Origin of the sequence: Flavobacterium tyrosinilyticum, from assembly GCF_023656565.1 — a bacterium.
Lineage (GTDB): Bacteria > Bacteroidota > Bacteroidia > Flavobacteriales > Flavobacteriaceae > Flavobacterium > Flavobacterium tyrosinilyticum.
Window position 1 is genome coordinate 544,023 of the sequence record NZ_JAMOKG010000002.1, and the last position, 12,164, is coordinate 556,186.

11 protein-coding genes and 2 pseudogenes are annotated in these 12,164 nt (G+C 34.2%); 3 read left to right on the forward strand and 10 right to left on the reverse strand.

Annotation, left to right across the window (positions count from 1 at the left end):
• Positions 1 to 89: 89 nt before the first annotated feature.
• Both NCC77_RS22965 and NCC77_RS22970 read right to left on the reverse strand, forming a co-directional pair.
• Positions 90 to 539: pseudogene (locus NCC77_RS22965) on the reverse strand (ABC transporter ATP-binding protein); the annotation flags it as partial.
• Positions 540 to 755: 216 nt separating this feature from the next.
• Positions 756 to 968, reverse strand: a pseudogene (locus NCC77_RS22970) (ATP-binding cassette domain-containing protein); the annotation flags it as partial.
• Positions 969 to 1,211: 243 nt separating this feature from the next.
• Between NCC77_RS22970 and NCC77_RS10105 the strand changes: the two are divergent.
• Entirely contained in the window at positions 1,212 to 1,496 is a 285-nt protein-coding gene (locus tag NCC77_RS10105) for a hypothetical protein (protein ID WP_095931743.1), read from the forward strand.
• A gap of 46 nt (positions 1,497 to 1,542) precedes the next feature.
• On the opposite strand, the gene NCC77_RS10110 is transcribed toward NCC77_RS10105, so the two are convergent.
• From NCC77_RS10110 to NCC77_RS10145, 8 genes are all read right to left on the reverse strand, one after another.
• Positions 1,543 to 4,293: a T9SS type A sorting domain-containing protein gene (locus tag NCC77_RS10110; protein WP_250835459.1), complete on the reverse strand. Its 2,751-nt coding sequence runs from the start codon at positions 4,291 to 4,293 to the stop codon at positions 1,543 to 1,545.
• 386 nt (positions 4,294 to 4,679) lie between these two features.
• Entirely contained in the window at positions 4,680 to 4,982 is a 303-nt protein-coding gene (locus NCC77_RS10115) for a DUF6787 family protein (RefSeq protein WP_248726158.1), read from the reverse strand.
• Positions 4,983 to 5,013: 31 nt separating this feature from the next.
• The gene (locus NCC77_RS10120) at positions 5,014 to 5,454 is read right to left on the reverse strand and encodes a DUF6146 family protein (protein WP_250835460.1); all 441 of its coding nucleotides are present in this window, start codon (positions 5,452 to 5,454) and stop codon (positions 5,014 to 5,016) included.
• Positions 5,455 to 5,629: 175 nt separating this feature from the next.
• Positions 5,630 to 6,193 carry a DUF937 domain-containing protein gene (locus NCC77_RS10125; protein ID WP_250835461.1) on the reverse strand — a complete coding sequence of 188 codons (564 nt, stop codon included), beginning with the start codon at positions 6,191 to 6,193 and terminating at the stop codon, positions 5,630 to 5,632.
• Between the two features lie 170 nt (positions 6,194 to 6,363).
• Positions 6,364 to 6,723 (reverse strand): hypothetical protein, encoded by a 360-nt coding sequence (locus NCC77_RS10130; RefSeq protein WP_250835462.1) that lies wholly within the window; start codon positions 6,721 to 6,723, stop codon positions 6,364 to 6,366.
• A 93-nt stretch (positions 6,724 to 6,816) separates the two neighbouring features.
• Positions 6,817 to 7,767, reverse strand: coding sequence for a D-2-hydroxyacid dehydrogenase (locus NCC77_RS10135; RefSeq protein ID WP_250835463.1), 951 nt, complete (start codon positions 7,765 to 7,767; stop codon positions 6,817 to 6,819).
• A gap of 140 nt (positions 7,768 to 7,907) precedes the next feature.
• Positions 7,908 to 8,978 carry a 3-phosphoserine/phosphohydroxythreonine transaminase gene (gene serC, locus NCC77_RS10140; protein ID WP_250835464.1) on the reverse strand — a complete coding sequence of 357 codons (1,071 nt, stop codon included), beginning with the start codon at positions 8,976 to 8,978 and terminating at the stop codon, positions 7,908 to 7,910.
• 93 nt (positions 8,979 to 9,071) lie between these two features.
• A complete protein-coding gene (locus NCC77_RS10145; protein ID WP_250835465.1) occupies positions 9,072 to 10,136 on the reverse strand; it encodes an acyl-CoA reductase in 1,065 nt (354 codons plus the stop codon).
• A 149-nt stretch (positions 10,137 to 10,285) separates the two neighbouring features.
• Between NCC77_RS10145 and NCC77_RS10150 the strand changes: the two genes are divergently transcribed.
• Positions 10,286 to 10,636, forward strand: a complete 351-nt coding sequence (locus NCC77_RS10150) for a 4Fe-4S dicluster domain-containing protein (protein WP_111366760.1) — start codon at positions 10,286 to 10,288, stop codon at positions 10,634 to 10,636.
• 176 nt (positions 10,637 to 10,812) lie between these two features.
• Positions 10,813 to 11,967, forward strand: coding sequence for a carboxypeptidase-like regulatory domain-containing protein (locus tag NCC77_RS10155; protein WP_250835466.1), 1,155 nt, complete (start codon positions 10,813 to 10,815; stop codon positions 11,965 to 11,967).
• The last annotated feature ends 197 nt before the right edge of the window (positions 11,968 to 12,164 follow it).

Sequence of the window (12,164 nt, forward strand, 5' to 3'; positions counted from 1 at the left end):
GCCCTAGCCCTGATGGGAGGGAAAATCCTTTTATGCCGGGGTTCGGCATAAAAGATTGGAAGGACAGCAGGAAATAGCTCCTAATTAACTTAATTGCTAATTTGTCCGTCGACCATCACTAATTTTCTATCAGCCATATTGGCCAATTCTTCGTTGTGGGTTACAATGACAAAAGTCTGTCCGAACTCGTCTCGAAGCTGAAAAAATAATTGGTGCAGGTTTTCTGCAGAATGTGTGTCCAGATTTCCAGAAGGTTCGTCGGCAAAAATGACATCTGGTTTATTGATTAAGGCTCTTGCAACCGCAACACGCTGTTGCTCTCCTCCTGAAAGTTCGTTAGGTTTATGGTTAATTCTGTGCGAAAGACCAAGATAGTTCAACAATTTTTTTGCTTCTTCTTCGGTTTCAGCGGTCTTTTTGCCTGCAATATGTGCCGGAATACAAACGTTTTCTAGCGCTGTAAACTCAGGTAAAAGCTGATGAAATTGAAAAATGAAACCAAGATTTAAATTTCTGAAATCGGATAAAATTTTGTCTTGTCTGCTTTTCTTTTTAAAGTAACGATTGTAATACGCTAATAGTAAAATAATAGGCATAAGCAATATTCCCCAATTGATATAACCCAAAATATCATTCTCTATTTTATTTCTAAAAAACAATAAAAAACCTGCAAGCAGAATAATATAAAAAGAACCTAACCAAGTGATGATTTTGAATGCCTTTTCTTGATTTGAGCTATTGTTTTTAATGTTTTGTAACTCGAGTACATTTTTTCCATTAATGGTTAAAGATGAATCGGGATTATGATCTGGTTTGTCTAGTGTCCCTAAAATTTGCAGTAATGTAGTTTTACCAGCGCCCGAAGCACCAACGATAGAAACAATTTCGCCTTTTTTAATATGTAAATCGACTCCTTTTAAAACTTCAAGTTTGTCGTAAAATTTATGTATGTTTTTTGCGTGTATCATGTAGTGAAACTGTTTTTACAAAGAAACGAAGATTATGGTCAAAATCAAATTCCAATATGTGAAAATCAAATTCCAAATTTCAAAATCCCAAATTCCAAAAGCAGCGAAGCGACTTTTAGAAAATCTAAAATCTAAAATCGGTACGTAAATTGATATGGGAATAATGGAAATTAAATTTAGAAAAGAGATAATAGAATTTCATGAATTATTTTTAATTTCGATTAACTTAAAAATGAATGTGTTATGCAAGATTTAGAAGTTGCAGAAGATAGCAGAATGTCAAAACTACTTATAGGGTTGGTTTTGGATGGAATTGGTATGATTTCTTTCTCGATTCCGTTTCTGGGTGAGTTTTCAGATGTGGTTTGGGCTCCCATTGCGGCAATAATTATGGCGAGAATGTATAAGGGAAGAGTAGGGAAGGTTGCTGGTGTTTTGACTTTTCTTGAAGAAATACTGCCTTTCACAGATGTGATTCCGTCTTTTACTTTGACTTGGATTTATACTTATTTCTTTCAGAAAAAATAAAAAAAAGACGGTTTTAGGCCGTCTTTTTTAATTGCTTTAGTTTTAACTATTGAATGATTATTTTCTTGACATATTGTGTTTTCTTAGTCTGCGGATTTACAACTTTAATCAAAAAAACACCTTTTGAATGCAATTGGATTGTTTCTTGTACGCCTCCTTTAATTTTTTGCTTTACTAATTCTTTTCCGGAAATATCGTAGATTTTAAGATCTAAAATTTCTGCTTCTTCATTATGAATAAAAACAGAGAAAGATCCGTTGCTTGGAATTGGCCATACATTAAAAACACTGTTTTTTGTTTCTTTAATACTATCGTCTGTTCCTAATGTTAAGCTTTGTCCGCTTATAACATTCACTTTTCTTTTCATTGTACCACCTTCAGAATCTGTTACGGTAAATTCAAAAGAACATAATCCGTTTGAAGTTGGTGTAAATGCAACCACATCTGTATTTAGAATTGCATTTCCGTTTACTACATTGGAGATGGCATAAGAAACGCCACTTGTAAATCCTCTTGACAATTTTTGAATATTAATGTCAATTTTTGTTCCGTCTGGAGATTCGTAATGTGGGAGTGACATCCATTGTAAATACTCGTCTAAATGAGTATAACCATCTAAATTAGGATCGGCATTTGCATCTGAAAAATCCCCAATTGCAGAGTTTACATTAGTGCCAATAATATTTTCCCACCAGTTTGGCAATCCATCTTGATCGCTATCCCAATTAGCATCTCTCACTACAGTCGGATAGTTTTCGAAACCGCCAACATCTGCTTCATTATCTGGAAATCCAGGTTTGCCTGTTACACTTCCAACTGCAGAATACGTTCCGTTTAATGTCTCTGAAATGATTCTTTGGTCGTGTTCGTCAAATTCTGGCTGGGTACATCCAACATCAGAAAGAACAATTTTATAAGCATTTTTAGCTGATTGCGTCGTTACATAAGAAGGGAAAAAAGGGGTATTTACAAAGTTGTTATATGGGACCGTATTTCCTGATGCTTTTCTTCCAGCAGTTTGGTTGGTTTCGTCGAAATAACCAGGCATTACATTTCCGTTAAAATAACATTGTTGCATTCCGGTTCCAACACCTTCATTTTGCTGATTAAAAGCAACAAATATTTTTGAACCAGCGCCAGGTTTGTAATAGTTGTTTACAAAGTTAACTTCTTTGGTTCCTCCGTCTGTGGTTCTTCCTCCCCAGTTATAAACGACATTGTTCGTAATATCCATTTTTCCTGCATAAGCACCGTTTCCGTCCAATCCGCCGCCAAGACTCCAATTTCTGCCATAGCAATGGGCTAATAGATTATGATGGAAACTCCCGATATCTCCGCCAATTGTAGCAGCATATCCATGTTCTGTTCCTGCTGGGTAATTTTGATGATTTGCTGCATTTAAAGCCTCAGAAATAAGTGTTCTCTGAAGGGTGATGTTTTTTCCAGATCTAGAACTGAAAGATTCATCAATAGTCCAGCTGATAGAGCAATGGTCGATAATGCTATTGTCTGCGCCAGTTAATCCCATTCCGTCAAAAGTAGGTCCTGCACCAACTCTAACACGCAGATTTTGTACGACAGCATCGTTTCCTGTTACGCCAAAAGGAGCAGAACGAATGCAGATTCCTTTTCCTGGAGCGGTTTGTCCAGCAACTGTTACGTAAGGCTGGCTTAAAACTAGGCGCGATTGTAATTGAATTACACCAGAAGTATTAAAGACAATTGTTCTCGGGCCAATATCGTTTGTAACGGCTTCACGAAAACTTCCTGGGCCACTGTCGTTTAGATTAGTAACGGCAACAACTTTTCCGCCACGTCCTCCACGTGCAAAACGGCCGTATCCTTCAGCATCAGGAAAAGCAAGCTGTGCTGGACGAAAGCGCCAAACATTTCCTTTTTCAATTCCATTTGATAAAACTTCATCAATACGCCAGTAATAAGTTGCTCCCGTATACAGTCCGTTTGCTTGGTAAGAATTGTTGGCTAAAGCTTGATTTCCTTTAAATTCTGGTGAAGCTGTCGTTGCGTTATCAACCGCTGTTGCATCTGTTCCGAAATAGACATTGTGCGAAACAGCTCCCGACCCAGCAGTCCATTGCAGCAATTTTCCGCCAGATACTAATTCTACATGTTCGTTGTTTTGTTTTGGATCTGGATTTATAGCTTGATGAGAAATATTGGGTGTGTTTAATTCGAAACCATTAAAAATGAAGTTTTTAACATTTTCTGTTCCAGAAGTTTCTGCAGCGATTAAAATTACGACATCGGTTCCTGCTGTAGCTTGAAATCTTAAATAAGAAGACGCGGCATCAGCTGTTTTAGTTGCTCTTACGGTTGGAATTAAATTATTGACCACTACATTTCCATCGACAGAAATATCAATTGGGCTAAAGGTATTTGTGGTTGGGCTGTCTACGTTGTTGAAGAAAGCTAATAATGTATGTTCTCCTGTGGCTAAACCGCTTATTTTGAGTTCGATTTGAGCGCCAAGATTTGCTGTTGTACCTTTTACTGTAAGTCCGTCACAGACCAATCTTGCGTAATAAGGGGCTTGAATTCCTGCTTTGTACCAATTGGTTCCTAAGTTGTCTCCATTAGTTCCGGTGCGACTAATTGTAAAAGTAACTCCATTTTCTGTATAAGAACTGGTGTTTCCAGAAGCGATTACCCAGGCAGTGTAATCGGGATCATTTACTTCGGCTTTCGGTCTTCCTGATTGGTCAAAGTCGATTTTTACAATCGGATTTTGAGCAAAAACCTTGTTTACGGATGCAATGAGACAAATCATCGCCACCATAAGGGAGGATTTAAAGTAATTTTTCAGCATGTCAAATTGTGGTTTGGTTAGTAAGTAATAATTTTTGTTAGAAATATTAATTGTTTGATTATCAGGTTTAATAAATGCTTCTAACTATTGTAAAGTTTGTTATTACTTAAAATATAACTATCCTGCACCATCCTGTTCTGTATGGTGATTAAATAAAAAATTGGCATAAAAAAAATGTTATTTATTTTTTTTATGCCAATTTTTTAAATATGTAATGTTTGATAAATGCAGGGATTGATTAATCTGCAGTTTCAAAAATAAGAAAGGATTGGAAAGATGAAATTAAATAGAATTTTTAGATTAAGAGTCTATCTTAACCAGAACGGTTTTTAAATTAAATAGGATGAAAAGGAAAGTTATTCTTTGAATAAAAATCCTAGCCCCATATTTTTAAGCATTTTCTTTTCGAAGTTCCAAAAGAATTTAAATTGCCCAAAAATAGTTCCAATCGCAACTAGTAAAACTTGATAGATAGGAAAGATAATAATAAGACGAATGAGTGTAAACCAGCCACCAAAATCTTCTTTAGTAATACCCAGCCAAACGCAGAAAGGTTTAGAAAGCCACGCAGATGCCGATCCTGTGATGGCAAAAACGATAAATATAATTATGGCTTGTAAATTTGAGGTAATTCCCCAGCGTTTTTTTAATCTGTTCATTGCTATTTGTAATGATTACAAATATAATATATTATCTTGAGGGAACATAACCCCAAAGCTTTTGTTTGTAAGTATTTTGAAAATAAATCATGTAATTGTAAATTAAGTAATTTACTTCGTAGCCATAATGAATGTCTGGGCGATAATCAATAGACATTTCGTATAGACTTGGGCTATAACGTTGTGGCTGTAAAACACGATTATTCCATTCTGTTACATACAAATAGTTTTTGTTTTCAAGGTATTGTAAGGAGTAATAGTTTCGTGGATAGGCTCGAGAGGCAAGCCAGGTTGAGAATCCGTTATCGATTATAATGACTTCGTATTCTAATGAATCGTTTGCAATTCTAATGGTATCGTTTACCTTTTTATTTGATGCAGATACAGTATCAGTGCTGGAAATATTCTGCGAAGCTGTAGAACATGCAACAATGGTAAGTAGAACAATTAATATGGAAATGCATTTTTTCATAGCCTAAATTTACGAATATTTTTTTAGGTTCAGAGGGGTAAAGGTTCAAAGTAACAAAGGTTTAACTTCTTGCTAATAAAAATAAAAAAGGATTACAATTTTGTAATCCTTTTTTAGAGTATTTCTTAAAAGCCTTTGTTGCTTTCAACTCTATGTAACTTTGTAGCTGAAAAACTTACTTGCTTCCAAATAGCTTTCCAATAAAACCAGCGATCCCTCCTTTGCTTTTGGTAACTACTAATACATCTGCAACATCAACTTTTCCGTCGTTGTTTTGGTCAAGGCCAAATTGCATTCCGTATTTAGAAATAGTATCCATAATTCCAGAAGCTTGTCCGCTGTTTCCTGAAATGGAATTTATAATATCAGAAATTTGAAAACTGCTATCGTTTGGATCTTTTGCTTTATTTACTAAAGAGCCTAAAATCTGTGGAATCAAATTGGAAGCAACTCCGCTTGAATCGGCGCTGCTTAATCCGAATTTTTGACCAAGACTTCCGCTTAATTGCTGTTGAATTTGCTGTACAACAGGGTTTGAGTTGTCAATGGGCGTTTTTCCGTTAAATAATCCGGCAATTTGCTCTGTTCCGCCTTCAGAAACAATCTTTTTTAATCCTTCAAAAATAGAACTGCTTGTTTCGTTTATTACGGCTTCATTATGTTCGTTTGGGACAGCGTTATTGTTTACCACAGCGTCGCCTCCGTATTGCTGTACTAATTGGGTTAATTGTTCAAACATGATATTTAAGGTTTAAAATTACACGCCAAAATTAATAAAAAAAAGAAAGATATTTACTACAAATGCAGTAATAATCCATTTAAAGATACTTTATTTTTTAATTACTTGGTTCGGCAAATTCAAGAAATTCGCTAAAACCTTATTTATATTGACTTAAATTAAAGACATTCTTAAAACTTAGTATTTGTATCTTTTACTTTGCACCAGGTTGTAACATCTTTAGGATTAAATCCAGGACAACTACTAATGTTCTTTTTAGGAAAAAATAACACATCATTATCAAATGTACTCAGGTTGAAGTAATAGTTGCTGTAATCTTCTCCATATCTCCACACATCGCTTGAGCCTTCATTGCCAGCTGTTTCATTAAAAGTAAAAATGGAAGATTGCTCAGGTATAAAATATTCTTTTTCAATAATAAGCGAAAATATATTGCCAAAGATAGAAGTGCAGAACAAAGCAATTGCAATTGCCATTAGAATCAGTCGAATGATCCATTTACGTCTAGAGCTTTTTTTATGTATATTCATAGTTATACTTTAAGTGTCCGCGAAAGTATAAAAAAGAAAGGGATTTACTACTTATCTGTAGTAAATCCCTTTAATCTAATTTAATCTATTTTACTAGCTCAACAAAGTAATAATTTGTGATGCCAATTCAGTACCAATTCTATCTTGCGCTTCTCCAGTAGCAGCTCCGATGTGTGGAGTCAAAGAGATTTTAGAGTGCATTAAGATTGCCATTTCTGGTTTTGGCTCGCTTTCAAAAACGTCTAAACCAGCAAAAGCAACTTTTCCTGAATCTAAAGCTTTAACTAACGCCACTTCATCAATAACACCGCCACGAGCACAGTTTACAATTCCAACACCATCTTTCAAGATTTCAAATTCTTTCTCTCCAATGATGTATCCATCTTGTGCAGGAACGTGTAATGTAATGAAATCTGCTTCTTTAAATAAAGACTCTAAAGATTGAGAAACGATTTTAGTTGTGATAGATTGTCCGTCAAAAAACTCAACTTTTACATCTACTTCTGGAATAAAACTGTCGGCAGCGATAACTTTCATTCCTAAGCCAAGAGCCATTTTTGCTGTAGCTTGTCCGATACGACCAATACCAACAATACCTAAAGTTTTTCCTCTTAATTCAGTTCCGTTAGCGTAAGCTTTTTTCAAACCATCAAAGTTTGAATCTCCTTCAAGAGGCATATTTCTGTTAGAATCATGTAAAAAACGTACACCAGAAAATAAGTGTCCGAATACTAATTCAGCAACAGATTCTGAAGATGAAGCTGGAGTATTAATTACATGAATTCCTTTGCTTTTAGCATAATCCACATCGATATTGTCCATACCAACACCACCACGTCCGATGATTTTGATTCCAGGACAAGCATCGATAATATCTTTACGAACTTTAGTTGCGCTACGAACTAAAATTACGTCAATGTTATTGTCATTTATATAGTTAGCTACTTGTTCTTGAGCTACTTTTGTTGTGATAACTTCAAAACCACCTTTTTCTAAGGCTAGAATTCCGCTTTTAGAAATTCCGTCATTTGCTAATACTTTCATTGTATTTATTGTTTATTTGGTTAATCGTTTAATTGTTTAATCGATAAACCAGCTATTTGATTTTTCTTTTTTGATATTTTAAAGGAGGTGTTTTTTGACGATTAAACAGTTAAACAAATTAACGATTAACCGAAAAAAAACTAAACTTTAGATTCCAATGCTTTCATTACATCCACTAAAACCTGAACACTTTCGATAGGCATAGCGTTGTAGATAGAAGCTCTGTAACCACCTACAGAACGGTGTCCTGGCAATCCAGAAATATTTGCCGCTTTCCATAAAGCATCAAAAGTTTCAGTGTGTTCAGGATTGTTCAATAAGAACGTTACGTTCATGTTAGAACGATCTTCTACCGCAGCAGCACCTTTAAACAATGGGTTTCTATCGATTTCAGCATAAAGTAATTCTGCCTTTGCGTTGTTTAATTTTTCAACAGCAGCAATTCCGCCTTTTTCTTTGATCCATTGTAAAGTTAAAAGAGAAACGTAAACAGCAAATACAGGTGGCGTATTGTACATACTTTCTCCTTTAATGTGTTTAGCATAATCTAGCATACTTGGAATAGTTTTTCCGTTTTTGCCTAAGATTTCTTCTTTAACGACTACTAAAGTAGTTCCTGCAGGACCCATATTTTTTTGAGCACCAGCATAGATTAAATCAAATTTAGAGAAATCTAATTCACGTGAAAAAATATCAGAACTCATATCGCAAACAACAGGAACATTTGTTGCTGGGAATTCTTTCATTTGAGTTCCAAAGATGGTATTGTTACTTGTGCAGTGGAAATAATCAGCATCAGCTGGAATTTCGTAACCTTTAGGAACATAAGTATAATTGTCTTCTTTTGAAGAAGCTACGACAACAGTCTCACCGAAAAGTTTAGCTTCTTTGATCGCCGCAGTTGCCCACGTTCCTGAATCTAAATAAGCCACTTTTCCGTTTTCTTTCATTAAATTATAGGGTGCCATTAAGAATGCTGTACTTGCACCGCCTTGTAAAAATAAAGCCTGATAACCTTTTCCTTGAAGTCCTAATAATTCTAAAGCAAGGGAACGAGCTTCCTCCATAACTGCAACGAAATCTTTGCTTCGGTGCGAGATTTCAAGGATCGATAACCCTGAATCATTAAAATTTAAAATTGCTTTTGATGCCTTCTCAAAAACTTCCTGAGGTAAAATACTTGGTCCTGCGCTGTAGTTGTGTTTTTTCATGGTTGTTGTTAATAGTCGAAAATTTTAAAGACGCAAATTTCGGTAATAAGAGCCGAAAAAGCGTTAAAATATTCGAAATAATTAAACAATTTATTACTTTGTTGTTAACAAAAACGTTATAGTATTGACATTATCTGCGTAATCCCACAATTGCGGTTTTTGCGTTTCTCCAAATGCTATACTATCTGCAGTTAGATTGGAGCTAACAATGCATTGAATTTGGTCTGTGTCGTCCTGAAGGCGTTTTTTAAGTTCTTCTAAGCTTTCATAATATTCATAAAAAACACTCGAAATAGGAGAGGCATAACTTGAGTCTTCCTTTAAAGTCAAGAATCCGTTGTCCAATAATTTGAAATTACTCATTAAAAATACCGCTTTATTATAGTCATAATTATTAGCGTATTTTTCGTAATGGATAACGTCTTGGTATTTAAATATTGCTTGAAAAAAAGTGTCAAAAGAATAGTCTTTCGGAATAAAAAGTTTGGAAACATTTCGGCATCCTAAACCAAAATATCTAAAAATATCTTCTCCAAGCGCTTCCAATTCTTCAGTGGTTTCTTTTCCGGTTAAAATAGCGGCCGAATTTCTGTTTTTACGAATAATTGAAGGCTTATCTTTAAAATAATATTCAAAATAACGAGCAGTATTATTGCTTCCTGTGGCAATTACGGCATCAAAATTTTCTAGTTTTCCTTCCACGAAAGTGATGCTGTCTTTCAGATTTTCATCAACAGCAATTAAGTATTTAGCCAAAAATGGCAATAAATGCTGGTCGTTTGACGAAGTTTTAATTAAAGCTTTGTTGCCTGTAATTAAAACAGATAAAAAATCATGAAAGCCTACTAGCGGAATATTTCCAGCTAAAATCAAAGCAACAGTTTTTGCATCGCCTTTCTGATCTATTTTGTAAGCCGAAAGCCATTTGTCAATATTTTCAGTGGTTAAAGCTTCAGCCCAAGATTGTATAGAAAAATAAACCTGTTCAGGGGTATACCATCCATTATGAGATTGCGATAAATGAATCAGATTATTGAAATCATCAAAAAAGATATCATTATATAAGACATCGGATTTTTGCACAGAAGCACCTTCAGAAAACTGACTTAAAAATTTTCCTAATTCAACAAAAACACTTTTTTTTGTTTCTAATGTCATAATGTTTGTTTATGAATTGTTTTGATTGTAATTTTGCACAAAAATAAGCATAATTAAGTCGAAAGTCAAAAGTCATAAAGTCAAAAGCTATGCTTGCCTTTATTTTGACTTTAGAACTTTAAGACTTTTAACCTTAAGACTAATAAACGATGGCAATTATTATAACTGACGAATGCATCAATTGTGGGGCTTGCGAACCAGAGTGCCCTAATACAGCAATATATGAAGGAGCAGATGATTGGAGATATAAAGACGGAACAAGTCTTTCTGGAAAAATTGTATTACCTGACGGAACTGAAGTTGACGCAGATGACGCTCAAACTCCAATTTCTGACGAAATCTACTATATAGTACCAGGAAAATGTACAGAATGTAAAGGTTTCCATGATGAGCCGCAGTGTGCTGCTGTTTGTCCTGTTGACTGTTGTGTACCAGATGATAATCATGTGGAAGACGAAGAAACTTTGTTAGAAAGACAAGCGTTTTTGCATAACGAATAATTATTTCTGAATAACTAAATAAAATAGGATCCTGAGTTGTAAAACTCAGGATTTTTTTTGCCCCCTGATATCAGGTATTTTTAAAAGTTAGTTTGTTGGTAACTAATGTTTTATTTTTTCAGGTGTTGCTTTATTGTTAAAAAAACAATAATTTAGTTGAAAATATAACAACGCCTATGAAGCAACTGCTACTTTTATTTGTCGTATTATTTCAGTTGAATGTTTTTGCACAAAATGATGAATATTCTATTTATGTAAAAGACATTGAAACCCTACAGCCTATTGAGAATGCCACTGTAACGGTCTTAAAAACGAAACAGGTTTTAATGACTAATGCAGATGGTAAAATAACTTTTGTTTTGAGCGGAGGATCAAACATACAGGTTTCAGAAATGAATTATGAAAATCTGACTGTTCGTTGGGCCGCTTTAAAAGAAAGTGGATTTGTAGTTTATCTTAAAAATAAAAAGGAAAACTTAGACGAAGTTGTAGTCTCAAAGGAAAATCCTCAAAAAATGCTTCAGAAAGTAGTTTCAAATTCGAAACAAAAAATTAGCGTTGCACATCGATTAAAAGTATATGTTCGTGAATTTTTCATGCTAGACAATCAATATTCTTATTATAATGATGGATTAGTTAACTTTCAATTCAATAAAAACAATACAACTACGTTATTAGTAGAACAAAATCGTTCTTATGGATTGATAGATACAGATGTTAGTGCTGATTTGAAAGGATATGACTTGAATGATATCATGGAAAATTACTCTAACTTTAAGTATTTGGATCCGCTGTTGGATGCAAAAGCGAAAAAGGAATATGATTTTACAACAAAAGGACATTCAAAAAATAAAGATTATTATATAATGTCAGTTGTTCCGCTGGATAAAGCAAAAGAGGCAATTGATAATTTTGAAATTATTTACGATCCTGAGAAAAAAATTATAATAGAATTTACAATTTCAGTTACGCCAGCAACATTGGATAAAGTGGAAGAGAAGACCAAAGAAGGCGAAAAGAATATTACAAAATCGTTTGTCAAAGTAAATTATAGATGGGACGGAACTGATTATTATTTATTGAGTTCGAATGAAGAAATTGGATATAATGTTGTTTTGAAAGATAAAACAAAAAATGTTCAAGTACGAAATAGTTTTGTTACAACAGGTTTCAACAAACAAAATTTCACGTATAATGAAAGTGATGTTTTTAAAGAAAAATCGCTTTTTAACAAGAAAAACAAAATCCTGACCAATTATTGGGATATTTCGGGATTTACAGCAACAGAGCAAGAAAAAGCTATTATTGCATCATTAGAGTTTAAATTGTAATTAAATAAATAGAAAAGAAAAATCCTGAGCGTTATACTCAGGATTTTTTGTTTTATAAAGTTTGTCAGGCTGAGCGAAGTCGAAGCCCAATATAATTTGAGATGTACTTTGTAGAGTTTCTTGCGTGTCCTTCGACTTCGCTCAGGAAGACAAAAAAAGAACTCATTTAATTGTCAGGTCGAGCAAAGTCGAAGCCC

Bases quoted from the DNA above. Each gene is read 5' to 3' on its own strand.
- NCC77_RS10130 (WP_250835462.1), bottom strand. From the start codon at position 6,723: ATGAATATACATAAAAAAAGCTCTAGACGTAAATGGATCATTCGACTG.
- NCC77_RS10120 (WP_250835460.1), bottom strand. From the start codon at position 5,454: ATGAAAAAATGCATTTCCATATTAATTGTTCTACTTACCATTGTTGCA.
- NCC77_RS10135 (WP_250835463.1), bottom strand. From the start codon at position 7,767: ATGAAAGTATTAGCAAATGACGGAATTTCTAAAAGCGGAATTCTAGCC.
- NCC77_RS10125 (WP_250835461.1), bottom strand. From the start codon at position 6,193: ATGTTTGAACAATTAACCCAATTAGTACAGCAATACGGAGGCGACGCT.
- serC (WP_250835464.1), bottom strand. From the start codon at position 8,978: ATGAAAAAACACAACTACAGCGCAGGACCAAGTATTTTACCTCAGGAA.
- NCC77_RS10155 (WP_250835466.1), top strand. From the start codon at position 10,813: ATGAAGCAACTGCTACTTTTATTTGTCGTATTATTTCAGTTGAATGTT.
- NCC77_RS10110 (WP_250835459.1), bottom strand. From the start codon at position 4,293: ATGGTGGCGATGATTTGTCTCATTGCATCCGTAAACAAGGTTTTTGCT.
- NCC77_RS10115 (WP_248726158.1), bottom strand. From the start codon at position 4,982: ATGAACAGATTAAAAAAACGCTGGGGAATTACCTCAAATTTACAAGCC.
- NCC77_RS10105 (WP_095931743.1), top strand. From the start codon at position 1,212: ATGCAAGATTTAGAAGTTGCAGAAGATAGCAGAATGTCAAAACTACTT.
- NCC77_RS10150 (WP_111366760.1), top strand. From the start codon at position 10,286: ATGGCAATTATTATAACTGACGAATGCATCAATTGTGGGGCTTGCGAA.
- NCC77_RS10145 (WP_250835465.1), bottom strand. From the start codon at position 10,136: ATGACATTAGAAACAAAAAAAAGTGTTTTTGTTGAATTAGGAAAATTT.